Source organism: Pseudarthrobacter sp. fls2-241-R2A-168 (assembly GCF_030209335.1).
Taxonomy (GTDB): domain Bacteria; phylum Actinomycetota; class Actinomycetes; order Actinomycetales; family Micrococcaceae; genus Arthrobacter.
In genome coordinates this window covers 1-5,583 of the sequence record NZ_JARVSG010000009.1, presented here as the reverse complement: position 1 = coordinate 5,583, position 5,583 = coordinate 1, and the positions used below count along the sequence as shown (strand labels likewise).

Genomic DNA, 5,583 nt, shown 5'->3' with positions numbered 1-5,583 from the left:
CAAACACCTCCCCCGCATCCTGCAAAATATCAAACGTCGTCGACGCCGGCGTCACAGCACCATCCAAAACACGCGAAGGGTAATTCAGCCGGCCCACCGCGTTCTTGGACTTCGAGACCACCCACACGCCGCCGTCGTTCAAATCCACCTCAGTGGTCTTAAACCCCGGATACAACACAGCACCCGCCACCACCACAACAACAGCAGCACCAAACGCAGCACCACTCACGAGCTTCTTATGGCGCGTTTTGAGCCCAAGCTTCCCCAGCAGACTTGTCACAGCGTTACGTTTCCCTCAGTTTGTGTGGCCGTACGGCAGCGCGTCCGCGTACTGGCATGAGACTCTCTTTTCCCCGGCGCAAGCCTACCCAACCCTTACCGGCCCCGCGATGGGGAGCCCTCCCCGTTGCAGGGTCCTTGCCCGGCCCGGCTATGGCGTCGCTCCTACCGGGAAGGTGCACAACGGGACGCCGCTCTGAGCGGGCGGGCCGATGGTGGTGTGCCTCGAATCGATCCAGCGCGTCTGGTTGGGTGAGCCCCGCATGATGTAATACCACTGGCCGTCCCCGCTGTAGTAGGTGCCGTGCGGCTTCCAGCACATGATGTCGAAGACGTCCGCAGCGCCCATCCAGGGACGGTTGGTGCCGCCCTGTCCGTCGCACGTGAAATTCCCCGGCTGGCTGTTGTCGTAAGAGGTGGCCCCAGGCAGGTCGGTACAACTGCGGTACATGCCGGAATTGAGCCGTGTGGTCCAGCGGGTCTTCTGCGCACCTGACTGTGCCGACGCCGAAGCCAGCGGCCCGCCGGTGCCGCGCGAATTGACGCCCTGGACCTCGATGGAATGCCGCTCGCTGAAGCCGCCGGTGTTGATCGTGCGGCTGCCCGAGGCCGCCACCCGTTCCCAGCTGCCGCCGTCGATCCTGATCTGGGTATAGGCGATGTCCCAGCTCCCAGCGGGGGGCGAGGCCCAGCTCAACGTCAGGTTCTTCTGGTTTTCGGCGCCGTCCGTTCCGGAGGCCGACGGTGTGCCCGGCCAGCCGTAGGGGTTCGCGGTTGCCGGGGCGCTGGCATCGGAGCTCGGCGCGACGGCGGAATTCGCGATCACCGTGATGGCGGTGCTGGTGCCGTTGGTGAAGCCGCCCACGGTTTGGCCGGGCTTGATGGGCCCGGTCTGGCCGGTGCTGGCCCGGTAGGTGTAACTGACCTCGGCGTAGGTTGAGCCGTTGCGTTCCGCGGCGGTGAGCTCCCGGAAGTTGATGGTGACGGATCGGCCGGCACCACCTGTGTTGGCTTCGGTGGCGGACACGCCGGTCACCTGGGCGAGCTTGCCGGTGGCCCGGCGGGGAGCCGATGCGGCGCTGACTGCACCCTTGCCGGCCTTGTTCTCGGCCTGGACGGTAAAGGTGTACGAGGCTTCGGAGTTGTTGGCGGTGAAGTTGGCGGTCCGGACAGTGCCCGCAACCACCTGCGTCTGGGCCGCGCCGCCGCCGCTCATGGTGACGTGGTAATTCCTGATGGCGTCGCCGTTGGTGTTCGGCTCGCTCCAGTCAACCTTGAGCTGGTTGGACGTACCCATCGAGGATGCCACGGAGGATGTGGGCGCCGCCGGAGCGGCGGGGACGCCCGCCGGATTGTCCTCAGCGGAGTACTGGCCCCACTCGGACGGGCCGAGCTCGTTGACGGCCTGGGCGCGGACCTTGTAGAGCACACCGTTGGTCAGGCCGGGCCAGTTATAGCTGAGTCCCGTGACGCCGTTCTTGACGGCGATCCCGTTGGCCGGCGGCGGGGAGATTTCCAGGTTGTAGGCCTTTACCGCGGAGCCCTCGGTTTTGGCCGGGGCCCAGTTGATCTCCATGTTCTTGTCGCCGGCCTTGACCGTGGGGGCGTCCGGCGGGGACGGTTTTTCATCCGGCCGGATCTCGTTGGACACCGGCGAAGGATCGGATTCCCGGACTTCGTTGGTGGCCGTGACGGTGAAGACGTACTTCACGTCGTTGGTCAGGCCGGTCAGTGTGCAGGTGGTGGTGGGGCAGTCCTGGGTGAAGCCGTTGCCGGAGCGCACCGTGTACTTGGTGATGGCCGCGCCGTTGTCCGACGGCGGTGTCCACTTGAGTACGGCCGTGCGGCTCCGGACGTCCGTTGCCGTAGGCGCGGAGGGGGCGTCGGGCCGGTCGCGGACGGTGATGCGGATCCGGCCATCGGTCTGCCGGGAAACGTCCTCAGTCTTGTCCATCACGGTGTAGCGCACCACCATCACGCCTTTGGAACCAGTGGCCGGGGTGACGGTGATGGAGTCCCCCGCGACGGCGGGCTGCCCGGCGGCGGAGCCGGTTTCCACGGTGGCGGACGTGATCCGCAATGGGGTCTCCGGGAACGGGTTGAAGTCATTCCCGAGCACATTGATGGTCTCGGAACTGCCGGCGTTGGCTTTGTCCACTACGTCCTCGTTAGCCACCGGCAACGGCCGGTTCGACGCGACGACCGTTGCCGTCACCGTGGCACGGACCGGCTCGGACCGGCCGTCGGTGACTTTGAGCGGGATGCTTCCCTTCCAGCCGGCGTCCCTGGCCGATTCCGGGGTCACTTTGAGGGTTGTTTTGTCCACGCTGGCGGTGAAGCCCTCGGGCAAGGAACCGTCCAGTTCGTACTTGAGCTTTTCCTGGTCGCCTGAGTCCACGTCCTTCGCTAGGTTTGCAAGCTCCAGGGTGGCGGATTCGCCCTTTGGCACGTCGAGGGTGGCACCGCTGAAGGTAGGTGCGTGGTTGGCGTTCGGATCCGGAATCACCTTGGTGATGATGCTGAGGGTGGACTTGAGGCCGGCGGGGTCATCCGGTCCGGTACCGTCAGTCACTTCGAACGTCAGCGACCCCGGACCCACATAGTCCTTGAGGGCGGCGTAACGGAGGGCGCCGCCGTTCCCGGCCACCACGTCATCCGGCTCCGCACCCTGGACACGGACCTTGTCCACCTGGGTGATGAGGGGTGTGCGGCCGTTGCGGACCCGGACGTAGTCGGCCAGGTCAAGGGTGACCTCCTTGCCGGACATAACCTCTACGACGTCGGTCCTGGCCAGGGTGGGGTGCTGTTCGCCCTGCCCGGGAACCCAGATGACCGCCGTCGCGCTTTGGCCGTCAACATCGGTGACGGTGTAGGGCACCAGCTGGTCCTCCGGCGCGAGCGTGACCTGGACTGAGCCGTCACCGGTGGCACGGGCGTTGGGGTTGCCGTCAGGCAGGCTGATCTTCAGCTCGGAGGCGACGCCGTCGGGATCGGCGTCGTTCTTCAGCACCGGAACATCCACCGCGGACTTGCCCAGCGTCTCGGCCTGGGTCACCACGTCATCCTTGGCGAGCGGAATCTTCAACGCGGCATCGGGGCTGACCCGGACGCGGATCACGGCGCCTGCCTGGGCTTTTTTGTCATCCTGGATCTTGTAGCTGACGCTTTCGTTGCCTGCGGCGGCGGGCGCCGTGAGCAGTACTTTGCCGCCGTCGCCTGCTTCGACGGCAAGCTCAGGGCGCGCTTCGAAGCCGTTGGACACCAGGCTGACCGGGTCGCCGTCCGGGTCCGAATCGTTGGTGAGTGCGTCCACCGCGATTTTCCGGCCGGGGCGGACATCCACGGCGTCGTCAATGGCGATGGGTCTCTGGTTGTTGGTCTCCTGCGGTGCTATGCCAACGATCACGGTGCCTGTGTTCTCGGCACCAATCCGGTCCCGGACACGGTAGGTGAAAGTGTCCGTGCCGGCGGCGTTGCCTGCGGCGGTGAATTCGAGGTATCCGTCCTTAACCACTGCCGTTCCCATCGCCGGCGCCTTATCCACGCCGGTCAGCTGGACGGAGTCGCCGTCGGTGTCCACGCCCTCCAAGGGCACGGGGATGCGGACTGTCATGCCTGCCACAACTCGGGCCGTGAGGTTGCGGGGTTCGGGCCGGGTGTTGAGTTGGTCGTCCCTGGCCCGGATCCGGATGGTCACCTGCTGGGAATCGGACTGCCCGGATTCGTTGGTGACCTTGTAAATGGCGTAGACCGTCTTGGGCACGTCGCCGGCGATGAAACGCACTGATTGCCCGGAGGTGAAGATCCGGCCGTCCGCGGTGTCCGGTGACTGCGCCAGGACGGGTTCCAGTGTGAGCTTGCCGCCGTTGGGGTCCGTGTCGTTCTCCAGCACGGGAATGGTGACGACGTCCCCGGCCCGGACGGTGGCTTCGTCCGGCTTAGCCTGCGGCGCCTGCAGCTTGGCCGGGGCGGGGACCACCAGCACGGAGATTTCGCCGGTGGCGGAGGACTTGCCGTTGGAGATGGTGTACTTCACGCTGAGCTGGCCCTGGGCGCGGAGGTCGGTAATCCGCACCACCGAGTGGTCCAGGACGGCGACGCTCAGCGGCAGCCCGTCCGCGGCCGTCACCGACTGGACCACCAGCACTCCGCCGGAGGGGTCGGAGTCATTGCCCAAAACGTCCACCAGCACGCTGCCGCCGCTGGGCAGCAGGGCGGTGTCACGGACTGCCACCGGGGCCGCGTCGCCGCCGCCAGGCACGACGTCGACGCGCACCAGCTGCTGCGCACTGGCGGGTCCGTTGGTGACGAGGTAGGTGATGTAGTGGGCGCCCGGTGCGGTGGCATTGAACGTGAACGTCTGCTGGTCGGCGCCCATAACGGCGGTGGAGTTGCCGTCTGGAGTGATCTGGGCCAGCCGAAGGGCACCGCCCTGCGGGTCCGAATCGTTCTTCAGCGGGGCGATCACCGTGTCCACCCCGGCAACAGCCACCACATGGTCCGCGTTGGCGATCGGCGGCAGTGCGCCGGCCGGTCGCACGTCCACGGTGACCTTGCCCTCGGTGGTGGACCGTCCGTCCGAGACAGTGACGGTGACGGTTTTACGCCCGGGGTCGGACCCGGAGTCCTGGAAGCTGAGCAGCCCGTCGGGCCGGATCTTGACCTGGTCGCGGGGATCACTGCCGGCAGCGCCGACAACAAAAAGGTCGTCGCCGTCGGGATCGATCCAGTCGGGAAGGATGTTCTGGCTGACCACCTTGCCCGCCTGCACCACCAGTGTGGTGTTCCGGTTGGGTTTCTGCCGGGGGGCGGAGTTCTCCCCGGGCGGGATGATGTTCAGCGTGACGTCGGCGGAGCCGGAAAGCCCCCGGCCGTCGTCCACCGTGTACTTGAAACCCTCTGCGCCGGTCTTGTCGGCGCCGACGTTGACCTGGAATCCGGTGGCGCCGTAGATGGGTGAGAGGAGGCCGGACTGGAGCGGTTCAGGGGTCCGGACGGTGAGGATGTCGCCGTCGGGGTCGGAGTCGTTGTCCAGGACCGGGAGGATGGTGGTCTTTCCGGCGCGCACCCCGAAGGTGTCCGGTTTGGCCACGGGTGCACTGTTGGGTTTGGTGCGGTCCGGCAGCACGGTCTGCTGCACCTCGTCCGCGGAGTCCTTGTCGGCGTCGTCCGAGGTCTGCTGCGGCGGGATGACGTCGTCCCAGTTGTTGACCAGCTGCATGTTCTGGTTGACCAGCCACACATTCCCCGAGTTCACATCGTTCAGGACCACCAGGTCCCGGTTCACCCGGAAAACATACGACG

2 protein-coding genes are annotated in these 5,583 nt (G+C 66.4%); both read right to left on the bottom strand.

The window, feature by feature from the left end:
- Positions 1-280 (bottom strand): hypothetical protein (locus tag QRN11_RS07020; RefSeq protein ID WP_285250397.1); only part of this gene is annotated, 280 nt, incomplete at its 3' end.
- A 150-nt stretch (positions 281-430) separates the two neighbouring features.
- A partial coding sequence (locus tag QRN11_RS07015) for an Ig-like domain-containing protein (RefSeq protein WP_285250396.1) occupies positions 431-5,583 on the bottom strand: 5,153 nt, incomplete at its 5' end.